This window comes from Reyranella sp. GW821-FHT14A01, assembly GCF_058803965.1.
This window is the reverse complement of sequence record NZ_JBXAPM010000002.1, coordinates 364,748-386,208: the sequence shown is the minus strand read 5'-3', so window position 1 is coordinate 386,208 and position 21,461 is coordinate 364,748. Positions and strand designations below refer to the sequence as shown.

Genomic DNA, 21,461 nt, shown 5'->3' with positions numbered 1-21,461 from the left:
CGCAACGGCCCACAGCGGCCCGTGCTAAGAAGTCGGCATCGAAAGATGCCGACTTTTTCTTTGTCCCTTCCCGACGAGGCCGCGACCGAGCGGCTGGGCGCGGCGCTGGCCGACCGCCTGAGGCCGCGCGACGTCGTGGCGCTCGAAGGCGGTCTCGGCGCCGGCAAGACGACGCTGGCGCGCGCCATCCTGCGCGCCGCCGCGGGAGAACCGGCGCTGATCGTGCCCAGCCCCACCTTCACGCTGGTCGAGGTCTACGAAACGCCGCGCGGCAGCTTCTGGCATTTCGACCTCTACCGGCTGGAGGAGCCGGAGCAGGTCTTCGAGCTGGGCTGGGAAGAGGCGCGCGTCGACGGCGTGGCGCTGGTCGAATGGGCCGAGCGACTCGGCCCCCTGCTGCCGCGCGAGCGGCTCACCATCAGCCTGTCGATCCAAGGCGAAGGCCGCCTCGCGACCCTGGAAGGAGAATCCCGTTTTGGCGAAGTCTGAACGCGACCTGATGCGCGCCGAGTTCGTGAGCCGCGCCGGCTGGGGCGATGCCGGCGAGCGGCTGCTGGCGGGCGATGCCTCGTTCCGCAAGTATTTCCGATTGAGCCGGCCGCGCGGCTCGGCGGTCGTCATGGATGCGCCGCCGCCGCAGGAAGACGTGCGGCCGTTCGTGCGGATCGGCCGGCATCTGATCGGCCTCGGCCTCAGCGCACCGGAGATCCTCGCCGAGGACGCCGAGCATGGCTTCCTGCTGCTGGAGGATTTCGGCAACGACACCTATGCGCGCGTGCTGGCGGCGGGCGGCGACGAAGGCGAACTCTACAGCCGCGCGACCGACGTGCTGGTCGAGATCTATCGGGCCGGCGAACGCAGCCTGCTGCCGGGCCTCGGCGCTTACACCGGCGACGCACTGATCGAGGCGGCGATGCTGCTGCCCGAATGGTACCTGCCGGAAGCGACCGGCAAGCCGACGGATCCTGAGGAGACCGCGCGCTACGTCGCCGCCTGGCGCGAATGCCTGGCCACACTTCCTGCGACCGGCGAAACGCTGCTGCTGCGAGACTATCACAAGGACAATCTCCTGTGGCTGCCGTCGCGACCGGGCGTGAAGGCGTGCGGCCTGCTCGACTTCCAGGACGCGCAGCGCGGCCATCCCTCCTACGACCTCGTGTCGCTGATCGAGGATGCGCGCCGCGACGTGGCGCCCGCCGTCCATGCCGCCTGCCTCGACCGCTACATCGGCGAAGCGGGCATCGCCGATGCTGCCGGCTTCCGCACCGGCTTCGCGCTGATGGCCGCGCAACGCCATGCCCGCATCATCGGTCTGTTCGTTCGCCTGCTGCGGCGCGACGGCAAGCCCGACTACCTACAGCACCTGCCACGGGTCTGGCGCATGTTCGAGCGCGCCCTGCAGCATGAAGCGCTGACGCCGCTGCGCAGCTGGGTCGACCGCACCTTGCCGCCGGCGCTGCGCCGCATCGGAGCAACGTCGTGATCCGCAACGCCATGATCCTGGCGGCGGGCCGCGGCGAGCGCATGCGGCCCCTCACCGATTCGACACCCAAGCCGCTGATCCCCGTCGCCGGCCGCTCGATGCTGGAGCGTGCGATGGACCGGCTGCAACGCAGCGGCGTGCAGAACGTGGTCGTCAACGTGCATCATCTCGGCAACCAGATCGCCGACCGGCTCGGCGGCCGCGCCCGTATCATCCGCGAGGACCGGCTGCTCGAAACCGGCGGCAGCGTGCGCAATGCGCTGCCCCTGCTCGGCAATGCGCCGTTCTTCGTCCTGAACGGCGACGGGCTGTGGCGCGACGGACCGGAATCGATGCTGGGCCGCCTGGCCGAGGCATGGGACCCCAATCGCATGGACGCGCTGCTGCTGCTCCATCCGCTGGCAAAGGCCATCGGCCGCGAGGAGAAGGATCGCGGCGACTACTACCTCGAGCCCGACGGCAGGATCCGCCATCGCGGCACGGCCGAGACCGCGCCCTATATGTTCGCCAGCGTCTCGGTCTGCGATTCGCGCCTGTTCAAAGGCTCGCCCGAAGGCCCCTTCTCGCTGCTGAAACTGTGGACGCGCTCGGAGCAGGCGGGCCGCCTCCATGGCCTCGTGCATGACGGCGACTGGTTCCATGTCGGCACGCCGGCCGCGCTCGCCGAAGCCGAACGCGTGCTGGGATGAAGGGCCTCTTCACCATCGGCACGGAGCGTCGCTTCGCCGACGAGCTGGCGCGGGTGGTGCTGGCCGAGCATGGCGGCGATCCGCTCTCCCTCGCCGATGTGCTGATCCTGCTGCCGACACGGCGCTCGGTGCGTGCGCTCCGCGAAGCCTTCCTGCGCGCGGCCGATGGAACACCCACGATCCTGCCGCGCATGGCGCCGCTCGGCGATGTCGACGACGGCGAATGGGAAATCGCATCGGGCGAAGGCGATGCGCTCACCCTGCCACCCGCCATCGATCCCGCCGAGCGCGAGGCATTGCTGGCGCAACTGGTCGCGGCCTTCACCGACGACCAGGGCCATCCCATCGCGCAGTCGGCGGCGCAGGCCCTGAAGCTTGCACGCGAGCTCGGCCGCCTGCTCGACGAGTTGGCGATCGAAGGCGTCTCGTTCAGCCAGCTCGAAGGACTGGTCGAAGGCAACTTCGCCAGCCACTGGCAGCGCACCTTGAAATTCCTCGCCATCGTCGGCGAGCACTGGCCGCAGATGCTGGCCTCGCGTGGACAGATCGACGCCATCGAGCGGCGCACGATGGCGATCCGTAACCAGGCCACACGCTGGCGCACAAACCCGCCTTCGACTCCGGTGATCGCCGCGGGCTCGACCGGCTCACAGCCCGCAACGCGTGACCTTCTCGCCGCCATCGCCGACCTGCCGCAGGGTGCGGTCGTCCTGCCGGGCCTCGACCACGACATGGATGAAGCGAGTTGGGACGCGCTCGATCCATCGCATCCGCAATACGGCCTGCGCGAACTGCTGACGGCGCTCGGCCACACACGCGCCGATGTGATGGAATGGCCCGGCGCCACGAGCGGCTCGGCGCGCCATTTCCTCATCACCGAATTGATGCGGCCGGCGGAGACCAGCGACGCCTGGGTGAAACCGGAGGCCGCGTCGCTGGAGCATGTGACCCGCGCCGATTGCGCGACGCCGCACCAGGAAGCGCTGGTCGTGGCGCTGGCCCTGCGCAGCGTCCTCGACACACCGTCGCGCACGGCCGCACTGGTCACGCCCGACCGCGAACTGGCGCGAAGGGTCACCGCCGAGCTGAAGCGCTGGCAGATCGACATCGACGATTCGGCCGGTACGGCGCTCGCCGACACGGCACCAGCGGGCCTCCTTCATGCGCTGATCGCCACGGTCGACGCAGGCTTCGCGCCGGTCGAGCTGCTGGCTCTGCTGAAACATCCGCTGTGCACCTTGGGCATCGAACGCGCCGCCGTTCTCGATGCAACGCGGCGCCTCGATCGCAAATGCCTGCGCGGGCTGAAGCCGGCGCCGGGGCTGGCGTCGATCCGCGCCCGCGTCGACGAGACGAAGTTCGGCGATCCCGCCGACCGCGCCGCCGTACAGACGGTGATCGACCGGCTCGATGAAGCGACCGCAACGCTGGTCGAACTGATGCAGGGCGATGCGTCGCCGGACGCGATGCTCGATGCGACTGTTGCCGCGGCGGAGAAGATCGCATCGGTGGAGACGCTGTGGTCGGGCGATGCCGGCGCTGCGCTGGCCGACGTGCTGGGCCGCCTGCGCACCGCCTGGTCGAACCGGCCGGCCATCGCGTCCGGCGAATGGCCGGGGCTGCTCGCGGCGATGCTGGAGCCCGAGACCATCCGACCGGCCTTCGGCCGCCATCCCCGCCTCTCGATCTGGGGTCCGCTCGAAGCGCGTTTGCAGCGCGCCGACCTTCTGGTGCTGGGCGGCCTGAACGAAGGCACCTGGCCGCCTTCCGTCGAGACAGGCCCCTGGATCAACCGGCCGATGCGCAACGATCTCGGCCTGCAGCAGCCCGAGCGACGTATCGGTCTGTCGGCGCACGATTTCGTGGCGGCCCTCGGCGCCGAGAGGGTGCTGCTGACGCGCGCCGAGCGCGAAGGCGGCGCGCCCACCGTGCCGTCGCGCTGGCTGGCGCGCCTCGATGCCCTGTTCGGCTACGAGCCCGGCTCGGCGCCGGTCCCGGAATACATCCAGCGCGGCCGCCGCAGCTTCGTCGCCTGGGCCGAGGCGATCGACCGGCCGGACACTTACGCGCCCTGGCTGCGGCCCGAGCCGCGACCGCCCCTCGAAGCACGACCCACGCGCCTGTCCGTGTCCAGCGTCGAGCAGTGGCGACGCGATCCCTACGGGCTCTATGCGCGGCGCATCCTGGGATTGGAAGCACTTGATCCGCTGGAGGCCGAACTGGGTGCGGCCGATCGCGGCAATGCCTTACATAAGACTCTCGACGAATTCCTGCAGAGGCATCCGTCTGGAATCCTTCCGCCGGACGCTGTGCGGGAATTCGAGGAGCTGGGCGAGAAGCACCTCGCCGACCTGCTGACCGCGCCGGCGGAACGCGCCTTCTGGTGGCCGCGCTTCCAGCGCCTCGCGCGTTGGTTCGTTGCCCACGAAAATGCGCGCCGCGCCAATGGGACCAGGTTGCTGACCAGCGAGAGCAACGCCGCGATGACTGTCGGACCCGCCTCGCGCCCGTTGCGTATCGAGGCGCGCGCCGACCGGGTCGACGATCTGGGGGACGGCGCCTGGGAGATCATCGACTACAAGACCGGCCGCGTGCCGACCAAGGACGAACTCGACGCACTGTTTGCGCCGCAGCTTCTGCTCGAGGCGGCGATGGCCGAGCGCGGCGGCTTCGACAAGATCACCGGCAAGGCCGAGACCGTGCACCTCTCCTACTGGCAGGCCAATGGCCTCGGCGACGGCGGCAAGGTGAGCGAGATCAAGGGCAGCGACGAACTGGTGGCCGCGATGATGGCGCTGGTCGAGAAGATGGCCGACCACTTCGCCAATCCGAATACGCCCTATCCGGCGCTGCCCTGGCCCGCCTATGGCCCCTACTTCAACGACTACGCTCATCTCGAGCGGGTCGCCGAATGGTCGACGGCGGGAGGCGGCGAGGAATGAGCGACGTGCTCGACGCCATCGCCCTCGCGACCGAAGCGCAGCGGCGCGCCACGACACCCGATCATTCGGCTTGGGTCGTGGCCAATGCCGGCACCGGCAAGACGAAGGTCCTCACCGACCGCGTGACGCGGCTGCTGCTGGACGGGGTGAAGCCCGAGCGCATCCTCTGCCTCACCTTCACCAAGGCGGCGGCTGCCGAGATGCGGAACCGCCTCGCCCACCAGCTCGGGCGCTGGGCGCTGGGCGACGAGGCGACGCTCGACAGCGCCATCGCCAGGCTGATCGACAAGGCACCGGACCCGGCCCGGAGGGTCGTGGCGCGTCGCCTGTTTGCGCGCGTGCTCGATGCGCCGGGCGGCATCAACATCCTCACCATCCATGCCTTCTGCCAGGCGCTGCTGAAACGCTTCCCGCTCGAAGCGGGCGTCGCGCCCGGCTTCGAGATCCTCGACGAGGCCGAGGCCCTGACCATCCTGCGACGCGTGCAGGACGAGCAGATGGAAGATCTGGCGCAGAGCGACGCGCCACCCGCGCTGGCCGCCGCCCTCGCCACCGTCGCCGCCAAGGTCTCGATCGCCGAATACTCCGAGCTGATGATGCGGCTGCTGAGCGAACGCGCCTGGCTGTTGACCCATGTCGTTGACGAAGCCGGTCTCGCGAAACTCGGGCAGCGGCTGCGCCGTCAACTGAAGTGCGAGCGTGCGGCGCCGCTCGACGAAGCCGCCCTGCGCGAGGCGGCGCGGGCCATGATCGAAACCGGCGGCAAGACCGATGCGCCGAACGGCCAGAAGATCGCAAGCTGGCTGGCCGACGACCGCAATGATCTGAGCCCCGCCTATCGCAGCGTGTTCTTCACCACCGAAGGACAGGTGCGCAAGACGCTGGCGACCAAGGCAGCACAGAAGCGCCTGCCGGGCATCGTCGACATCCTCCCGGCCGAGGCCGAACGTCTCGAATGCGCGCAGGGACAGGCGCTGGTCGAGCTGACCCTTGCCCTGCTGCGGCTCGGCCTCGACGTCGCCGACCGCTACACGCGCGCCAAGCGGCGGCGCGCCGTGCTCGACTATGACGACCTGATCGTCGCCACGCGCCGTCTTCTGGAAAGCGCGGAGAGCGCCGCCTGGGTCCTGTTCAAGCTCGACGGTGGCATCGACCATGTGCTGGTCGACGAGGCGCAGGACACCAATCCCGACCAATGGGAAGTGATCCGTCGCCTCACCGAGGAGTTCTTCGTGGGCGAAGGCGCGGTCGGGCGTAGCCGCACGATCTTCGCGGTCGGCGACACCAAGCAGTCGATCTTCGGCTTCCAGCGCGCCGATCCGCGCAAGCTGAAGGAAATGCGCGAATGGTTCGACGAGCGCAGCCGCGTTGCCGACCGGATCTTCGTGCCGGTCGAACTCAACGTCTCCTTCCGCTCGACGCCGGCCGTGCTGGATGCCGTCGACTGGGTGTTCGGCGAGATCGAGGCTGCGAAGGGCGTCGGCGAGCCGGGCGATGTCGTCCACCTGCCCAGCCGCAAGAACGAGCCCGGCCGGGTCGAGCTGTGGCCGCTGGTCGAGGCCGGCGAGGACAAGGCCGACACGACGGACATCGAAGGGGCCGGGAGCAGCGCGGCGCATGGCCTGCCGCACGAACGCCTGGCCCGCCTGATTGCCGCGCACGCCAAGCACCTGATCGCCACGGAGCGACGCGCGCGCGACGGCGAGAAACTGCATGCCGGCCACTTCATGGTGCTGGTGCGGCGGCGCAACGAGTTCGTGAACGCCCTGGTGCGCGCGCTGAAGCGCGAGGGCGTCGAGGTCGCGGGTGTCGACCGGCTCAACCTCGGCCAGGAACTGGCGATCCAGGACCTGCTGGCGATGGCGCGCTTCGTCCTGCTGCCGCAGGACGACCTCAACCTCGCGGCGCTTCTCAAGTCGCCGCTGATCGGGCTCGACGAGGACCAGCTCTTCATCCTGGCGTGGAAGCGCCCCGGCCATCTCTGGCGCGCCCTGCGCGAACGCGCGCACGAGGCACCCTTCGCGGCGGCCTACGCGACCCTGGCCGACTGGCTGAAGCACGCCGACTACGACACGCCCTTCGACTTCTTCGCCCGCGTGCTCGGGCCACAGGGCGGGCGGCGGCGGCTGCTGGAGCGGCTCGGTCGCGAGGCCTCCGATCCGATCGACGAGCTGCTGGCGCGCGCGCTGCAGTACCAGGGCATCGAAGGCGGCTCGCTGCAGGGTTTCCTGCGCTGGTTCGAAACCGGCGGCGGAGAGATCAAGCGCGACCTCGACCAGAACCGGCGGCGCGAGCTGCGCATCCTGACCGTGCACGCCTCCAAGGGCCTGCAGGCGCCGATCGTCTACCTACCCGACACGACGCGGGTGCCGCGCGATTCCGAGCGTCTGCTGGCGGGCTCCGAGGGTGAGGCCCGCCTTTGGCTGCCGCGCACCGACGATGCCAACGAAGCCGCGCGTGCCTGGCGCGGCGAAGCGCGCGACCGTGCGCTGGAAGAACAGAACCGGCTGCTCTACGTCGCCATGACGCGCGCCGAGGACCGGCTCTATGTCGGCGGCTGGGTCGGATCGAGAAAGCCCGATCGCGGCTGCTGGTACGAACGCATCGAGACCGGTCTGCGCGCCAGCAGCGAGGCGGGAGACGATGCTGCCGGACTGCCTGTCCGGGCGCGCGCCGTGGCTCGCCGGTTCGACTTCACCTCGCTCGCCATCGATGGCTGGGAAGGCGACGGCTACGAGCTGATCAACGAGGGCCATATCGTCGAAGCCGAGCAGCCGGAGCTGCCGATCGCCGACGAGGCGCCGCTGCCCGACTGGTGGACCGAGCCGGCGCCGGGCGAGCCCGATCCGCCGACGCCGCTGGCGCCCTCGCAGCCGCTGCCCGACGAGGCCGCCGCCCAGCCGCGCGCCTACAGTCCGCTGCTCGCCGACGATCCCCGTCGCTGGCAGCGCGGCCTGCTGCTGCACGACCTGCTGCGTCATCTGCCCGGCCTGCCCGCGTCGGAACGCGCCGCGGCCGCGCGCCGCTTCCTCGCGCAGCCAGCGCACGGGCTCGCGCCGGAAGACATCGAGCAATGGGCCGGTGAGGCTCTGTCCGTCACCGAGGCGCCGGCGCATGCCGCCCTGTTCGCCCCGGGATCGCGCGCGGAGGTGCCGTTGATCGGCACCGTACAGACGCCGCGCGGCACCTTCACCGTCAGCGGCCAGGTCGACCGGCTGGCCGTCTCGGCCACGGAAGTGTTGATCGTCGACTACAAGACCAATCGCCCGCCGCCGGAATCGTCCGAGGGCGTGGCGCTGGTCTATCGCCGCCAGCTCGCGCTCTACCGCGCGCTGTTGCAGCGGATTTATCCCGGTCGTACGGTCAGGGCCTTCCTGCTTTGGACGGCGGCTCCGCGCCTCATGGAGCTCGACGCTAAAACCCTAGACAAATCAATGCCTTATACCGACGCATCTTGACTCGGGGTGCGTGCGTTCCTAGCTTCCAGTCCAAGGGCGGCGCCGGCCCACTGACCGGCCAGTAGACTTTTTGGAGAACCCACACATGACCGTCAAAGCAACCGATGCTTCCTTCGAGCAGGAAGTCCTGAAGTCCGACACGCCCGTCCTCGTGGATTTCTGGGCCGAATGGTGCGGCCCCTGCCGCATGATCGGCCCCTCGCTGGAAGACATCTCCAAGGAGATGGACGGCAAGCTCAAGGTCGTGAAGATCAACATCGACGAGAACCCGATGGCGCCGACGCGCTACGGCGTCCGCTCGATCCCGACCCTGCTGCTGTTCAAGAACGGCCAGGTCGCCGCCACCAAGATCGGTGCCGAGCCGAAGCAGAAGCTGGTGAGCTGGATCAACACCGTCGTCTGATCCGATCCGGGCTCAGCCGTTGCGGGCGAGGACCTCGCCCGCAAGATAGAGCGAACCACAGATGAGAATGCGCATCGGCGCGGGCTGGGTGGCCAACAGGTCTTCCAGCGCCGCGCCGATGTCGTTTGCGGGGGCGCAATCGAGGCCGACATCGGCCGCCTTGGCGCAGGCCTCCTGCGGCGTGTAGGCGGCGTGCCCTTCGGGGAACGGCACCGCGCGCGCGGCCGTGGCATAGCGCGCCAACGGCCGCAGGAAACCCGAAGCGTCCTTGGTCGTCTGCATGGCGAAAACGAGGTAGAGCGGCAGCGCCGCCGGCTCCTTCGCCCACTCCGCCGCCATGCGGCCGAGCACGATGCCGCAATCCTCGTTGTGGCCGCCGTCGAGCCAGAGTTCGCAGCCCGGCGGCATCGAGCCCGGCAATGGCCCCTTGGTGAGACGCTGCAGGCGCGCCGGCCATTCCACGGAGGCGAGCCCCTTGCGGATCGCGGCCTCGCCGATGTCGAAACGCGCCGCCCGCAGGCGCTCGATGCAGGCGACCGCGGTCGCCGCATTGTCGATCTGGTGGGCGCCCGCCAGCGCAGGCGCGGGCAGATCGAGCGCTAAGAGATCGCTTTCGTAGCGGAAGCCCGATTCCTGCGGCGTCACCTGCCACTCGCGCCCCATGCGGAACAGCGGCGCGGCCATCTTGGCCGCCTCGGTCTCGATGACCTGGGCGCTCACCTCGCGCTGGCGGCCGATCACGGCCGGTGTCGCGCGCTTGATGATGCCGGCCTTCTCCCAGGCGATGCCCTCGAGCTTGTCGCCCATGAAGCCCGTGTGATCGTAGCCGATCGGCGTGATGGCCGAGAGGATGGGGTCGATCACGTTGGTACTGTCGAAGCGGCCTCCCATGCCGACCTCGATGATGCCGAGATCGGCCGGCACGCGCGAAAACGCCAGGTACGCGAGCGCCGTAGTGATGTCGAAAAAGGAGATCGGCGTGTCGCCCTGCGCCTCCTCGCACTCGGTCAGCATCTCGTCGAGCTCGTGATCGTCGATCAGCCGGCCGGCGATGCGGATGCGCTCGTTGAAGCGCACGAGATGCGGTGAGGTGTAGACATGGACGCGATAGCCCGCGGCTTCGGCCATGGCGCGCAAGTAAGCGACCAGCGAGCCCTTGCCGTTGGTGCCGGCGACATGGATCAGCGGCGGCAACTTCTTTTCCGGAGATCCCAGGCGCACGAGCAGCCGTTCGATGCGCTCCAGGCCGAGGGTGATGACCCTCGGATGGTGGCTCATCAGACGCTGAACGATCGGGTCGTTCGCGGTCACGTCGGCAATTCCTTCAGCGTGAAGACGATACCGCGAGTGCGCGATTTTCGACGACCAGCGGATCCATGAACAGCGAGACCATGCGGATCAGCGTCTCGCGCAACTTGTGGCGATGCACGACGGCATCGACCATGCCGTGCTCCAGCAGATACTCCGAGCGCTGGAAGCCCTCGGGCAGTTCCTGCCGGATCGTGTCCTGGATCACGCGCGGGCCGGCGAAGCCGATGATGGCATCGGGTTCGGCGATATGGACGTCGCCCAGCATGGCGAACGAGGCCGAGACGCCGCCGGTTGTCGGATCGGTCAGCACCACGATATAGGGCAGGCCCGCTTCCTTGACCTTGCGCACCGCGATGGTCGTGCGCGTGAGCTGCATCAGCGAGAGGATGCCCTCCTGCATGCGCGCACCGCCCGAGGCCGAGAAGACGATCAGCGGCGCCCGGCGCGCGACGGCAAGATCGGCCGCCATCACCAGCCCCTCGCCCACGGCCGTGCCCATCGAGCCGCCCATGAAGCCGAAGTCGAGCAGCGCCACGATCGAGAGGCGGCTGCCCATCAGGCCGCTCGCCACGACCAGCGCGTCAGTCGTGCCCTCGGCCTTGGCCTGAGCCTCCTTCAGGCGCGCATCATAGCGCTTGGTGTCGCGGAACTTCAGCGGATCGGCATTGACGCGCGGCAGCGGATGCAGCTCGTACTTGCCCTCGTCGAACAGGAACGGCAGCCGCTTCATCGGCCGCAGCCGCATGTGGTGGCCGCAATGGCTGCAGACCTCCTGATTGGCCTCCCAGTCGCGCGTGAACAGCATCTGTTCGCACTTGGGGCACTTCACCCAGAGATTGTCCGGCACTTCCTTGCGGGCGACCAGCGCACGCAGCTTGGGGCGGACGAAATTGGTCAGCCAGTTCATGGGCGCGGTATCGCACGAATGGGCGGGTGGGCCAAGGTCAGCGCCAGAAGCCGCCGTAGGGCGCCACGAAATCCGAGGGTTTCTTCACCATGCAGAAGGATTTCCGGGCCTGGTACTCGGCGCACAGTCTCTGCGCCGCCGCGGGCTCGAGATCGGCGATGATGGCGGCCTGCTTAGTCACTTTGTTGGCGGTGACGGGCAGGATGTACTCCTTGCCATGGTGCGCCAGGCCCATCTCCATGAGCTTGGCCTGTCCGGCGTCGAACGTATTCTTCGCCGTCTTCCAGTCGCCGAAGGTGCCAAGCCACACCGCATCGCCCGGCATGTCGTAGCGGATGCCGCCGCATTCGCCGTAGGGCAGCACCGTCACCGGGCCGCCCTCGCCGTTGCGCAACTGCCAGATCTTCTGGCGGCTGCCGGCGGTCTTCAGCGCATAGGCCTCGTCGAACAGGCGGACCAGGAACTCGTCGCGCAGGTCGCCGCGGCGGAAACCGAAGGCGACGGCGACCAGCCGCCTGCCGTCACGCACGGCGCTGCCCACGATGTTGAAGCCCGAGGCGCAGATGAAGCCGGTCTTCAGCCCGTCGGCATAGGGCGAATAGAGATCGAGGAACTTGATGCCCGGCCCGATCCGCTGGTTGCCCAGCTGAAACTCCTTGGTGCGGAAGTAGCCGTAATATTCCGGGAAGTCCTTGATGATCGCGAGGGCGAGGATCGCCATGTCGCGCGCCGTCGTGGTCTGCGCCGGATCGGGCAGGCCGTTGGCATTGCGGAAGGTCGTGGCGGTCATGCCGAGCCGCTGCGCCGTCTCCGTCATCTTCTGGCCGAAGGCGGGCTCCGAGCCCGAGATGCGCTCGCCGAAGGCGGTGGCGACATCGTTGGCCGAGCGCGCGACCAGCGACTGGATCCCCTGCTCGACCGTGATGCTCCTTCCCTGCGCCAAGCCCAGATGGGACGACGGCTTGGTGCGCGCATTCTCCGTGAACGAAAGCGTCCCGTTCAGCTGGAGGCGGCCGGCCTTCAGCTCCTCGAAGACGATGTAGAGCGTCATCATCTTGGTGAGCGAGGCGGGATACCAGAGCGCGCCGGCACTGCGGTCCAGCAGCGCCTCGCCGGTCGCCACGTCGACCACGACATAGGGTCCGGCGGGAACCGGTCCGGAAGGGGAAGCCACGGTGGCGATCTGGGCCCGCGCGGGGGCCAGCGACAGGGCGAACAGGCCCAGAATGCACAGCAGAAGACGCACGTTCATTGCCATCGATGCCGGAGGGGCCGGCAGCATACGCCCTTCCAACGGCCCGCGGGAGGCATTAGATCGGAAGCATGCTCAAGGTCATGATCGCCCCCGTTACCCCGTTCCAGCAGAACTGCTCCATCGTCTGGTGCGACGAGACCATGGAGGGCACCGCCGTCGATCCCGGCGGCGACTTCGACATGCTGAAGCAGGCGATCGACCAGCAGGGCATCAAGGTCACCAAGGTGCTGCTGACCCACGGCCATGTCGACCATGCCTCCGCCGCCGGCACCATGGCCGAGCATTACGGTGTGAAGATCGAGGGGCCGCACGAGGACGACCTGTTCCTGATCGAGGGCCTGCCCGACTCAGGGCGGAAGTACAATTTCCCGCTCTACAAGCCGTTCGTGCCCGACCGCTGGCTGACGCACGGCGAGACGGTGAGCCTCGGCAACCACACGCTCGACGTCGTGCACTGCCCCGGCCACACGCCGGGCCATGTCGTGTTCGTGAGCCAACCCGCGAGGGTCGCGTTCGTCGGCGACGTGCTGTTCCGGGGCTCGATCGGCCGCACGGATTTTCCGCGCGGCAACCACGAGCAGCTCCTGGATTCGATCCGCCACCGCCTGTGGCCCTTCGGCGACGACATCACCTTCGTCCCCGGCCACGGCCAGACCTCGACCTTCGGCTGGGAACGCAAGACCAACCCTTACGTCGCCGATCTCAATTTCGACGATTAGGCCTTAAGGCGTAACGACCGGAACGCGCGCGCCAAGTGCGTTCAATCGCATGTGCAGCCACGTCCAGCCGAAGCAATCGACGATCTTCGTACCGCCCTCATCCTTGACCAGCGCTTCCTGGGGTCGCTCGGTTCGCGCATCGAACAGGACAGCTTCGTCGCAAGCGTCCCAATAGTCGGCCAGCAACATCAAACCAGCACGATGTCGTCGGTTGATCGTTTCGGTGGCGATGTTGTGCCCGCCGGCCATCACCCGCTGCTTCACCCGGAGCTCGTTCAACTGAGGAAACGGGGTAAACAAGAAGATCAGTCGCGTCCGAAATCCAGCAGCCTTCGCTTCCTCGACAAAGCGCAACAGTGTCCGCGTTGCCAAAGTGGTCTCGACGCAGAACGAATGACCCTGCGTCAAACGGGAACGCCGCTCGACGAGCATTTTACGACCCGCGGTCGTTGCAACAGCAGCTACGTCATCTGGCCTGATACTGCGGGCAATGTCGTCCGCATTGAGGAATGCGCCTGCCTCGATGAATTCGTCGAGATTCGCGTGCGCAAATGTCGTTTTACCAACCCCATTGGGCCCCGCGAGGACCACGAAGTAAGGCTTGGTCACTCGGCGTTTTGAACAGGAAGATGTTCTACTGCGACCCGTCGGCCATCCGGATAGATGGCGTAAATGGTCGCCTCATCGGAGACGAAAACAGGCAGGCCGCGCGCGTGGGCATCCTTCACTGCGGCAGCTACACCGCGTTTGATGCCCACAGCCATTTCGTCGATCGTCGGCACAACGATGTCCATGCGCGAAGACTAGATCAAAGAGTGCGCTCCAGCAACGAAGCGCCGGATCTAAGCCTTCCGTACGCCGCGCACACCATCGGCCAGGGCTTTGATGTAGGCGAAGACGCCCGGCACCAGTTCGGGCTTGGCCTTGCCCTTGTCGTCGAGACCCGCCTTGACGTGGTCGATGATGGCGGTGCCCACGACGGCGGCATCGGCATGGCGCGCCACGGCCGCCGCCTGCTCGGGCGTGCGGATACCGAAGCCCACGCCCACCGGCAGTTTGGTATGACGCTTGATGCGCTCGACATGGGTGCGCACCGCCTCTTCCGTCGCCGACTTGGTGCCGGTGATGCCCAGCACGGACACGAAGTAGACGAAGCCCGAGGCGAACTTCAGGACGGCCGGCAGGCGCTCGTCGTCGGTCGTCGGCGCGGTCAGCAGGACAGTGTCGAGGCCGTTGGCCGTCGCGTGCGGCTTCAGCTCGTCGGCCTCTTCCGGCGGCAGGTCGACCAGGATGAACCCGTCGACGCCGGCCGCAGCCGCATCCTTGCAGAACTTCTCCGGTCCGCGCTGGTAGACGAGATTGTAGTAGCCCATCAGCAGGATCGGCGTGTCGTTGTCGCCGGTCTCCTTGCGGAAGCGGCGGACCATCTCGAAGGTCTTCTCGACCGTCATGCCGGCCTTGAGCGCACGCTGGCCGGCGAGCTGGATCGACGGACCGTCGGCCATCGGATCGGTGAACGGCATGCCGAGCTCGATCAGGTCGGCGCCGGCGCCCGGCAGGCCCTTCAGAATCTGGTAGCTGATCTCGGTGTCGGGATCGCCGGCGGTAATGTAGGTGACGAGCCCGGCCCGCTTGTCGGCCTTGAGCTGGGCGAAGCGCTTTGTGATACGGCTTTCTGGGCGGCTCATGGTCAGATCTTCATCCCGAGGCGTTCGGCGATCTGCGGGACGTCCTTGTCGCCGCGACCCGAGAGATTCATCACCAGCAGATTGTCCTTCGGCAGGGTCGGCGCGAGCCGCATCGTATGGGCCAGCGCATGGGACGATTCGAGTGCGGGGATGATGCCCTCGAGCTTGCACAGGAGCTGGAACGCCTCGACCGCCTCGTCGTCGGTCGCCGAAACGTATTCGACCCGGCCCATTTCCTTCAGCCACGAATGCTCGGGCCCGATGCCGGGATAGTCGAGACCGGCCGAGATCGAATGCGCCTCGGTGATCTGGCCTTCCTTGTCCTGCAGGAGATAGGTGCGGTTGCCGTGCAGCACGCCCGGCCGGCCGCCGGTCAGCGACGCGGCGTGCTCCTCGGTGTCGAGACCGCGGCCCGCCGCCTCGACGCCGACGATGCGCACGGTCGAATCGTCGAGGAAGGGATGGAACAGGCCCATCGCGTTCGAGCCGCCGCCGATGCAGGCGACCAGCGTGTCGGGAAGCCGGCCCTCGGCTTCCATCATCTGCTTGCGCACCTCGTCGCCGATCACGCACTGGAAGTCGCGGACCATCGCCGGATAGGGATGCGGGCCGGCCACCGTGCCGATGCAGTAGAAGGTGTTCTCGCAGGTCGCGACCCAGTCGCGCAGCGCCTCGTTCATCGCGTCCTTCAAGGTCGAGGCGCCGGCGGTCACCGGCCGCACCTCGGCGCCCAGCATCTTCATGCGCGCCACGTTCGGCGCCTGGCGCTCGACGTCGACCGAGCCCATGAACACGACGCAGGGAATGTCGAACAGCGCGCACACCGTGGCCGTGGCGACACCATGCTGGCCCGCACCGGTCTCGGCGATCACGCGCGTCTTGCCCATGCGCTTGGCGAGCAGCACCTGGCCCAGCACGTTGTTGATCTTGTGGCTGCCGGTGTGGTTCAGCTCGTCGCGCTTCAGGTAGATTTTCGCGCCGCCCAGCTTTTCGGTCAGACGCTGCGCAAAGTAGAGCGGGCTCGGCCGGCCGGCATATTGGGTCAGGAGATACTTCAGCTCGCCCTGGAACTGCGGATCGGCCTTGGCCTCGTTGTAGGCCTTCTCCAGCTCGAGAATGAGCGGCATCAGCGTCTCGGCGACGTAGCGGCCGCCAAAAATGCCGAAATGCCCACGCTCGTCGGGGCCGATACGGAAACTGTTGGGTGTGCTGGGCATTGCTCTTCCTGTCGGGACCGGCCGGCTTAGCAGTCCCGGCCGGGTTCGGTCAAAAGCCCTAGATTTTCTTCTTCTTGGCGGCCTTTGCCTTGGGGGCTACCTTCGCCTTCGGCGCAGCCTTGGGCTTCGGGGCGGCAGCAGCACGCGGCGGCGGCGCGTCCTCTTCAACCTCGACGATCACCTCGATCTCGACCGGGATGCCGCGCGGCAGCGAGCCCATGCCGACCGCCGAACGGGCGTGACGGCCCTTGTCGCCGAACACCTCGACGAAGAGATCGGAACAGCCGTTGATCACTTCCGGCTGGCTGCCGTATTCCGACGTGGCATTGACCATGCCCAGCACCTTGACGATGCGCTTCACGCGGTCGAGATCGCCCAGCTCGGCCTTGATGGCGGCCAGGATGCTGAGGCCGGTGTCGCGCGCGAGGCGATTGGCCTGCTCCAGCGAAAAGTCGCGTCCCACCTTGCCCACCGGCAGCGGCTTGCCCGGCAGGCCCGGCCCCTTGCCCGCCATGTAGAGCAGGTTGCCGGTGCGCACGGCATTGACGTAGCTGCCCATCGGCGTGGTCGGCTCGGGGAGTTCGATGCCGAGTTCCTTCAGCCGCTCTTCGACCTTCATGCCGCCTGCTCCTTAAAGCGTTTTCACTGCGCCGAGAAAGGCGCGAATCAGTTCGATGGATTTCACACCGCGCGTCGCTTCCACGCCAGAAGAAACGTCTACGGCGCGCGCGCCCGTTACGCGCACGGCCTCGGCGACATTGGCCGGCGTGAGACCGCCGGCGAGGAACCACGGCAACGGCACGCTGCGGCCCGACAGGATCGTCCAGTCGAAGGCCGTCGCATTACCACCCGGCAACGTGCCCTCGGCCGCATCGAACATCAGACGATCAGCCACGCTGGCATAGGCCGCGATGCCACGATCGACATCGGCGGGGCTTGCGACCTTGATCGCCTTCATCACCTGCTTGCCGGTGCGAGACTTCAGTGCCGATACACGCTCGGGCGTTTCCGATCCGTGAAGCTGCAGCATGTCGATCACGCCCGTCGCCAGTCGCGCATCGATCAACGCATCGTCGGGATCGACGAACAGGCCGACACGCACCACCGTCGACGGCACGCGCGCGCCCAGCGACTTCAGCAGGTCGAGCGATTCAATGTGGCGCGGCGAGCGCGGAAAGGTGACGAAGCCCACGAAGCCCGCGCCGGCCTCGACCGCAGCGTCGACCGTTTCCGGCGTCGACAGTCCGCAGATCTTGGCCTCGACACTCATAGGTCGTTGACGCCGGCTTCACGCGCGATCGCCTCGGCCGCGGCGCGCGGGTCGGCTGCCTGATAGATCGGCCGGCCGACGACAAGGTTGGACGCGCCGAGGTCGACGGCCTGGCGCGGCGTCATCGCGCGCTTCTGGTCGTTGGCGGCGCTGCCGACGGGACGGATGCCCGGCACCATCAGGATGAAGTCGGGGCCGCATTGCTTGCGCAGCGCCGCGATCTCGTGCGGCGAGCAGATCACGCCGTCGAGGCCGCTCTCGTGCGCGAGCGAGGCCAGCCGCAAGACCTGGTCCGCCGGATCGGCGTTGACGCCGGTCGATTCGAGATCGGAGCGGTCGAGCGAGGTGAGCACGGTGACACCCAGCAGCTTCGGCCGCGCGACGTTCTGCTTGGCTGCCTGTGCACCCGCCTCTTCCACGGCGGCCTTCATCATCTCGCGGCCACCGCTCGCATGGATCGTGATGAAGGTCGGCGCCAGCTCGACGACCGCGCGGATGCCGCCGGCCACCGTATTGGGAATATCGTGCAGCTTGAGATCGAGGAAGAAGCCCACGCCCGTCGCGCGGACCGGCATCGGGAAGGCGTAGCGCACGCCCGGCGCGCCGTGCGCCAGGAAGAATTCGAGGCCGAGCTTGATGCCGCCGACGGCCGGCTTCGGCCCCCCGGCGATGCTCTGGATCAGCTTGGTGGCGTGGGCAAGATCGGTTGTGTCGATGCTGCAGTAGACGGGATTGGCGCGGGTCTTCATGGCGGGCGCAACCTAATGGCCGCGCCCCTCACCAGCAATCAGGAACTGCGCACCCGGCGGACGGCATCCTTCCAGCCGGCATAGCGGCGGTCGCGCGAGGCGCTGTCCTCGGCCGGCTTGAAGGCCCGGTCGAGCACCCAAGTCTCGGACAGGGCCTCCAGCGAGGGCCAGAGGCCTGCCTTCAGGCCGGCCAGGAAGGCCGCCCCGAGGGCGGTCGTTTCGGTCACTTCCGGCCGCTCGACCGGCGTGCCGACCGTGTCGGCCAGCCGCTGCATCAGCGGGTCGTTGACCACCATGCCGCCATCGACCCTGAGTTCGTCGATCTGGGCACCGTCGCCGCGCATCGCTTCGAGCAGGTCGCGCGTCTGGTAGCAGACCGAATCGAGCGTCGCGGCGGCGATCTCGCCGGGGCCGGAATCGCGCGTCAGGCCCAGGATCGCGGCCCGCGCCTCGGGGTCCCAATGGGGGGCGCCCAGCCCCACGAAGGCCGGCACCATGTAGACGCCGTGTCCGTCCCTGGCCTGGGCCGCGACCTTCTCGACGTCGGAGGATTTCTCGATGAGCTTCAGCCCGTCGCGCAGCCATTGCACGGCGGCGCCGGCGATGAAGATGCTGCCTTCGAGCGCATAGGTGCGCCGTCCGTCGAGCTGGTAGGCGATCGTGGTGAGCAGCCGATGGCGCGAGTGGACCGCGATGCTGCCGGTGTTGAGCAGCGCGAAGCAGCCGGTGCCGTAGGTCGCCTTCACCATGCCGGGCTTGATGCAGGCCTGGCCCACGGTCGCGGCCTGCTGGTCGCCGGCCATGCCGAGGATGGGAACCGGCGCGCCCAGGATGTCGGCGTTCGCGACACCCAGTTCGCCCGAACAGTCGACGACCTTGGGCAGCAGCGACGCCGGCACGCCCAGGATCTTCATCAGTTCGGCGTCCCAGGTGCCGTTGCGGATATCGAGCAGCAGCGAGCGGCTGGCATTGGTGGCGTCGCTCGCATGCACCGTGCCGCCGGTCAGGCGCCACAGCAGGAAGCATTCGATGGTCCCTGCGGCGAGCGCGCCCTTCTCGGCCGCGACGCGGGCGCCGGCGACATGATCGAGGATCCACGCGATCTTCGTTCCTGAGAAATAGGGATCGAGAAGAAGTCCCGTGCGATCGGTGAAGAGCGTCTCGTGGCCGTCCTTCTTCAGCGCGGCGCAGCGGTCGGCGGTGCGCCGGTCCTGCCAGACGATGGCGTTATGGATCGGCTTGCCGGTGGCGCGATCCCAGACGACCGTGGTCTCGCGCTGGTTGGTGATGCCGATGCCGGCCAGTGCCTTCGCATCGAGCTTGGCCTTGGCGAGCGCCCCGCGGCAGACCTCGACGGTCGCCGACCAGATCTCCTCCGGATCGTGTTCGACCCAGCCCGGCTTGGGGAAGATCTGCGGCAGTTCCTTCTGCGCCGATGCGACCGGACGCCCCTCGGCGTCGAAGACGATGGCGCGGGTGCTGGTGGTGCCCTGGTCGATGGCGAGAATGTGCCGGGCAGCCATCGCAGCGGTCAGAGACTAATGGGCGCGATCGATGGCGAAGTCGACCGCCTCGAGCAATGCCGACTTGAGCGGCGTGCTGGGGAACAGGCCCAGCGCATCGCGCGCCATGGCGCCGTAGTGGCGCGCCCGCTCCAGCGTGTCGGCAAGCGCGCCGTGGCGCTCGATCAGACTGTATGCCTGTTGGAGATCCTCGGGCCGCTGGTCGAGCTTCTCGATGGTGCGCTTCCAGAATTCGCGATCGACGGCGCCGCCGCGCAGGAAGGCGAGGATCACCGGCAGGGTGATCTTGCCCTCGCGGAAGTCGTCGCCGACCGACTTGCCGAGCTTGGCCTCGCGGCCGGAATAGTCGAGCGCGTCGTCCACGAGCTGGAAGGCGATGCCGAGATTCATACCGAAGCTCTGCAGCGCCACCCTCTCGGGCCCGTTGCGGCCGGCCACCATGGCGCCGACCTCGGCCGCTGCGGCGAACAGCTTGGCGGTCTTGGCCTTGATGATCTCGAGATAGGTCGCCTCGGGCGTGCTGATGTCGCGCTGGCTGACGAGCTGCAGCACCTCACCCTCGGCAATGGTCGAGGAGGCATTGGACAGCACGCCGAGAATGTCGAGCGAACCGACTTCGACCATCAGCTCGAAGGCGCGCGTGAACAGGAAGTCGCCGACCAGCACCGAGGCCTTGTCGCCATAGACCGTGTTGGCCGTCGGCTTGCCGCGGCGCAGCGCGCTCACATCGACGACGTCGTCGTGCAGCAGCGTGGCCGAATGGATGAACTCGACGCAGGTCGCGAGCTTGATGTGGCGGTCGCTGCCCTCGCTGTAGTCGCACAGCCGTGCCGCCGCGACGGTGAGCAGTGGTCGCATGCGCTTGCCGCCGGCGCCGACCAGATGGTTGGCGAGCTCGGGGATCAGCGCCACAGGCGACCGCATGCGGGCCACGATCTCGCGATCGACCCGCGCCATGTCGTCGGTGCAGAGCGTCAACAACGGTTCGAGGCCGGGCGACTTGCGCTTGCCTTCGAGAGAGACGACGGTTGCCATGACGGGAGGCTAGCTCTCCGATGAAGCCTGTTGTTGCGACACGATGTCGTGAGAGATGAGTAGCATGGAATCCGCGCCGACCGAAAACACTGTGATGGGCGGCCGCGTGAAGCTCTTGCAGCCCCGACGCGGATATCGAATCGCGGTGGATGCCGTCCTGCTGGCCGCCGCCGTCGAGGCGCAGGCTGGCGAAACCGTGCTCGATCTGGGGGCCGGTGTCGGCGCCGTGGGCCTTTGCATCGCCGCGCGCGTGACGGGCTGTCATGTGACCGGCATAGAGCTGCAACCGGACCTGGCGGCGCTGGCCGAGCGCAATGTTGCGCTCAATCACGCGGGCGATCGCGTCCGAACGCTGGTTCACGATTTGGCGAGGCCCCTGCCTCCCGACCTTGGCCTGTTCGACCATGTCGCGACGAACCCGCCCTACCTGCCCGCCGCCGTCGCCGATCCTTCACCCGATCGCAGCAAGGCGCTGGCGACCGTCGAATCGAGTGCTGATCTCGCACGCTGGCTGGCCGTAGCGACCGAGGGATTGAAACCTGCAGGCACTCTGCTCGCGATCCATCGCAGCGATCGCCTGGAAGAGATCGTGGGCATGCTGGCCCGCCTTGGCTGGGGCGACGTCACGGTGAAGCGCCTGCCGCCTGCCGCTCGCGTCCTCGTTCGCGCGCGCCGTGCCGCCGATTTGCACCGCCGGGACGCCCCGCCGCTGGTGCTGCATCGGCCCGAGGGCGGCTACACCGACGAGGCCGAGGCCATCCTGCGCCACGGCCAGCCGCTTGCCTTCTAGAAGCGCCGCCGCGACAGTGCCC

General features: G+C 68.0%; 20 protein-coding genes. 8 read left to right on the top strand and 12 right to left on the bottom strand.

The window, feature by feature from the left end; all coding sequences use genetic code 11:
• The first annotated feature begins 45 nt into the window (after positions 1–45).
• From tsaE to trxA, 6 genes are all read left to right on the top strand, one after another.
• Positions 46–489: a tRNA (adenosine(37)-N6)-threonylcarbamoyltransferase complex ATPase subunit type 1 TsaE gene (gene tsaE / locus AC1ROX_RS05670; protein WP_493123276.1), complete on the top strand. Its 444-nt coding sequence runs from the start codon at positions 46–48 to the stop codon at positions 487–489.
• Positions 476–1,483: an aminoglycoside phosphotransferase family protein gene (locus tag AC1ROX_RS05665; protein WP_493123274.1), complete on the top strand. Its 1,008-nt coding sequence runs from the start codon at positions 476–478 to the stop codon at positions 1,481–1,483. Before tsaE ends, AC1ROX_RS05665 begins: the two co-directional genes overlap by 14 nt.
• Positions 1,480–2,172, top strand: coding sequence for a nucleotidyltransferase family protein (locus AC1ROX_RS05660; protein WP_493123272.1), 693 nt, complete (start codon positions 1,480–1,482; stop codon positions 2,170–2,172). Before AC1ROX_RS05665 ends, AC1ROX_RS05660 begins: the two co-directional genes overlap by 4 nt.
• A complete protein-coding gene (addB, locus tag AC1ROX_RS05655) occupies positions 2,169–5,114 on the top strand; it encodes a double-strand break repair protein AddB (RefSeq protein WP_493123270.1) in 2,946 nt (981 codons plus the stop codon). The genes AC1ROX_RS05660 and addB overlap by 4 nt, the downstream gene beginning before the upstream one ends.
• A complete protein-coding gene (gene addA, locus AC1ROX_RS05650; RefSeq protein WP_493123268.1) occupies positions 5,111–8,572 on the top strand; it encodes a double-strand break repair helicase AddA in 3,462 nt (1,153 codons plus the stop codon). The genes addB and addA overlap by 4 nt, the downstream gene beginning before the upstream one ends.
• Before the next feature lie 85 nt (positions 8,573–8,657).
• Positions 8,658–8,975, top strand: coding sequence for a thioredoxin (gene trxA, locus AC1ROX_RS05645; RefSeq protein WP_230550834.1), 318 nt, complete (start codon positions 8,658–8,660; stop codon positions 8,973–8,975).
• Positions 8,976–8,987: 12 nt separating this feature from the next.
• Here the strand turns inward: trxA and AC1ROX_RS05640 are convergent, their stop codons facing one another.
• The 3 genes from AC1ROX_RS05640 to AC1ROX_RS05630 are packed head-to-tail and all read right to left on the bottom strand — an operon-like array spanning position 8,988 to position 12,445.
• Positions 8,988–10,286, bottom strand: a complete 1,299-nt coding sequence (locus AC1ROX_RS05640; RefSeq protein ID WP_493123266.1) for a bifunctional folylpolyglutamate synthase/dihydrofolate synthase — start codon at positions 10,284–10,286, stop codon at positions 8,988–8,990.
• Between the two features lie 13 nt (positions 10,287–10,299).
• Entirely contained in the window at positions 10,300–11,193 is an 894-nt protein-coding gene (gene accD, locus AC1ROX_RS05635) for an acetyl-CoA carboxylase, carboxyltransferase subunit beta (protein ID WP_493123264.1), read from the bottom strand.
• A gap of 37 nt (positions 11,194–11,230) precedes the next feature.
• Entirely contained in the window at positions 11,231–12,445 is a 1,215-nt protein-coding gene (locus tag AC1ROX_RS05630; protein ID WP_493123262.1) for a D-alanyl-D-alanine carboxypeptidase family protein, read from the bottom strand.
• A 71-nt stretch (positions 12,446–12,516) separates the two neighbouring features.
• Between AC1ROX_RS05630 and AC1ROX_RS05625 the strand changes: the two genes are divergently transcribed.
• Positions 12,517–13,167, top strand: coding sequence for an MBL fold metallo-hydrolase (locus AC1ROX_RS05625; RefSeq protein ID WP_493123260.1), 651 nt, complete (start codon positions 12,517–12,519; stop codon positions 13,165–13,167).
• A gap of 3 nt (positions 13,168–13,170) precedes the next feature.
• Here the strand turns inward: AC1ROX_RS05625 and AC1ROX_RS05620 are convergent, their stop codons facing one another.
• Genes AC1ROX_RS05620 through AC1ROX_RS05580 form a run of 9 tightly spaced genes read right to left on the bottom strand, consistent with a single transcriptional unit; the run spans position 13,171 to position 20,649 of the window.
• Positions 13,171–13,776: an ATPase gene (locus AC1ROX_RS05620; protein ID WP_493123258.1), complete on the bottom strand. Its 606-nt coding sequence runs from the start codon at positions 13,774–13,776 to the stop codon at positions 13,171–13,173.
• Positions 13,773–13,961, bottom strand: a complete 189-nt coding sequence (locus tag AC1ROX_RS05615; RefSeq protein ID WP_493123256.1) for a hypothetical protein — start codon at positions 13,959–13,961, stop codon at positions 13,773–13,775. Before AC1ROX_RS05615 ends, AC1ROX_RS05620 begins: the two co-directional genes overlap by 4 nt.
• Before the next feature lie 48 nt (positions 13,962–14,009).
• Entirely contained in the window at positions 14,010–14,855 is an 846-nt protein-coding gene (gene trpA, locus AC1ROX_RS05610; RefSeq protein WP_493123254.1) for a tryptophan synthase subunit alpha, read from the bottom strand.
• 2 nt (positions 14,856–14,857) lie between these two features.
• On the bottom strand, positions 14,858–16,072 hold the full coding sequence (gene trpB / locus AC1ROX_RS05605; protein ID WP_493123252.1) for a tryptophan synthase subunit beta: 1,215 nt from the start codon (positions 16,070–16,072) through the stop codon (positions 14,858–14,860).
• Between the two features lie 58 nt (positions 16,073–16,130).
• Complete coding sequence (locus AC1ROX_RS05600) at positions 16,131–16,691, bottom strand: RidA family protein (protein ID WP_493123250.1); 561 nt, start codon at positions 16,689–16,691, stop codon at positions 16,131–16,133.
• A gap of 12 nt (positions 16,692–16,703) precedes the next feature.
• Positions 16,704–17,342 carry a phosphoribosylanthranilate isomerase gene (locus AC1ROX_RS05595; protein WP_493123248.1) on the bottom strand — a complete coding sequence of 213 codons (639 nt, stop codon included), beginning with the start codon at positions 17,340–17,342 and terminating at the stop codon, positions 16,704–16,706.
• Positions 17,339–18,091: an orotidine-5'-phosphate decarboxylase gene (gene pyrF, locus AC1ROX_RS05590; RefSeq protein WP_493123246.1), complete on the bottom strand. Its 753-nt coding sequence runs from the start codon at positions 18,089–18,091 to the stop codon at positions 17,339–17,341. The genes AC1ROX_RS05595 and pyrF overlap by 4 nt, the downstream gene beginning before the upstream one ends.
• A 38-nt stretch (positions 18,092–18,129) precedes the next feature.
• Positions 18,130–19,614, bottom strand: coding sequence for a glycerol kinase GlpK (gene glpK / locus AC1ROX_RS05585; RefSeq protein ID WP_493123244.1), 1,485 nt, complete (start codon positions 19,612–19,614; stop codon positions 18,130–18,132).
• Between the two features lie 15 nt (positions 19,615–19,629).
• Complete coding sequence (locus AC1ROX_RS05580; protein WP_493123242.1) at positions 19,630–20,649, bottom strand: polyprenyl synthetase family protein; 1,020 nt, start codon at positions 20,647–20,649, stop codon at positions 19,630–19,632.
• A gap of 64 nt (positions 20,650–20,713) precedes the next feature.
• Between AC1ROX_RS05580 and AC1ROX_RS05575 the strand changes: the two genes are divergently transcribed.
• A complete protein-coding gene (locus AC1ROX_RS05575; RefSeq protein ID WP_493123240.1) occupies positions 20,714–21,439 on the top strand; it encodes a tRNA1(Val) (adenine(37)-N6)-methyltransferase in 726 nt (241 codons plus the stop codon).
• Positions 21,440–21,461: the final 22 nt, after the last annotated feature.